This is a genomic window from Candidatus Thiosymbion oneisti (assembly GCF_900092655.1).
GTDB classification, from domain to species: domain Bacteria; phylum Pseudomonadota; class Gammaproteobacteria; order Chromatiales; family Chromatiaceae; genus Thiosymbion; species Thiosymbion oneisti.
This window is the reverse complement of record NZ_FLUY01000047.1, coordinates 1-1,645: the sequence shown is the minus strand read 5'-3', so window position 1 is coordinate 1,645 and position 1,645 is coordinate 1. Positions and strand designations below refer to the sequence as shown.

The following is a 1,645-nucleotide window of genomic DNA, read 5'->3' as shown; positions in this document are numbered from 1 at the left end:
CAGTCGCCTTGGGTATCCGTTTCAGTTGCACCGCTTGCGGGCGGGAGCGTTTCCGCTTGAGGGGGTCATGCAGGTCTCCTGGTTCCGTGAGCTAAATTCAGCTTGGATGGAGAAACCTATATTAAAAACAGTAACCTAGGGTTAAAATTCTCTACTCCACGAACTCACTCGACAGGTGCTCTGGTGCAACGATTCATCATTAGCCAATCCGAGGCGGATCTCACCTCCCACGCGGGTCTTGGCCTCATCGGCAGGGCGCTTAACGAATGCACCAATCTGGCGGCCGATGCGAAAGCGATCTCGCCCCTGCGGAGTGATGCCATTGGTCATGCCAACATCCTGTCGAGCTATGTCGCCTTGCTGTGTTTGGGCAAAAGTGACTTTGAGGCGATCAACGGATTCCGGGAAGATCCCTACTTTGCTACGGCACTGGACCTCGATCAGGTGCCCTCGGAAGGTACGCTGCGTCAGCGCATGGACGGTTTTGCCGAACAGCTCAAGCCGATCCTGGAGGATGCGACCATTGCGTTTTTGCTCCGCAGTGAGGCGCAACTCACGCCGTTGGCGAACAGATGGATGCCACTGGATTGCGATGTCACGCCGTTCGACAACTCCCACACTAACAAGGAAGGCGTCTCGCGTACTTACAAAGGCGTGGACGGTTACGCACCGATGGCGGCCTATTTGGGGCAGGAGGGCTACTGCCTGGAATTGGAGTTGCGCGCCGGCAGTCAGCATTGTCAGAACGGCACATCGCAGTTCCTCCAGCGTGTGCTGGAGCGGGCGCGACAAGTGACCGCCGCCCCCCTCCTGTTGCGAATCGCTCTGTTCGACTGGTACGAAACACGTACCTACAACGGATATACCTATTCTCTGCGACGCGTCATGCGGGTTGTTGAACGCACCCTTGATCAGCATGGTCAGCAACTTCTGGTTCCCGAGGTCACGATTGAAGGTTGGTGGACCAACCTGACGTTTGATGAAGCGACAATTATCGCGCTCTATGCCGACCATGCGACCTCCGAGCAATTCCACAGTGAATTCAAGACGGATCTGGACATCGAGCGTTTGCCCTCAGGGAAATTTGCCACCAACGCCGTCATCCTCGCTGGTGCTCAACTGGCCTACAACATCCTCCGTTGGATCGGGCAGAATGGGTTGTTGGGTCCGGATGCCCCGCCGCGCCACCGGGCCAAGCGTCGCCGCATCCGCACCGTCATGCAGGAACTGATGTACCTGGCCGCGCGGCTGATTCACACCGGACGGCGGCTCAAGCTCGCCTTCGGCTCTGGCTGCAGGGTGGTCCCCATTTTCCGACGACTCTACGAACAATTGGCATGGACCTGAACGAACCGACCTCCGCAGCATCCCCATCCGCACGCGAGCGCGCAGACTCCCGCGTGCCGGTTGTTTACCAGTACTCGTTGAATACTCGTCGTTACGCTTCAAAACCAGGGACGCAGAGTCCGTCGGCACGTCTCTTCCTCCATCACTCCCGTTTGGAATGACAGTGGCCGGGCCAGCTCGACACAAACCAATCATCATCTCATTTACGTCACGGATTCAGGGGTCTTCCAGAAACCGTTCGACCCCGCCGGGGGCGGTCTCGAGTTCCGGTATCCGAACGCCATCCACCCCAGGTGCG

The 1,645-nt window shown here is 58.0% G+C and carries 1 protein-coding gene; it reads left to right on the top strand.

Annotated features, from left to right (window positions below; genetic code table 11):
- The first annotated feature begins 183 nt into the window (after positions 1-183).
- Positions 184-1,347: a transposase gene (locus BQ17_RS00305; RefSeq protein WP_089723766.1), complete on the top strand. Its 1,164-nt coding sequence runs from the start codon at positions 184-186 to the stop codon at positions 1,345-1,347.
- The last annotated feature ends 298 nt before the right edge of the window (positions 1,348-1,645 follow it).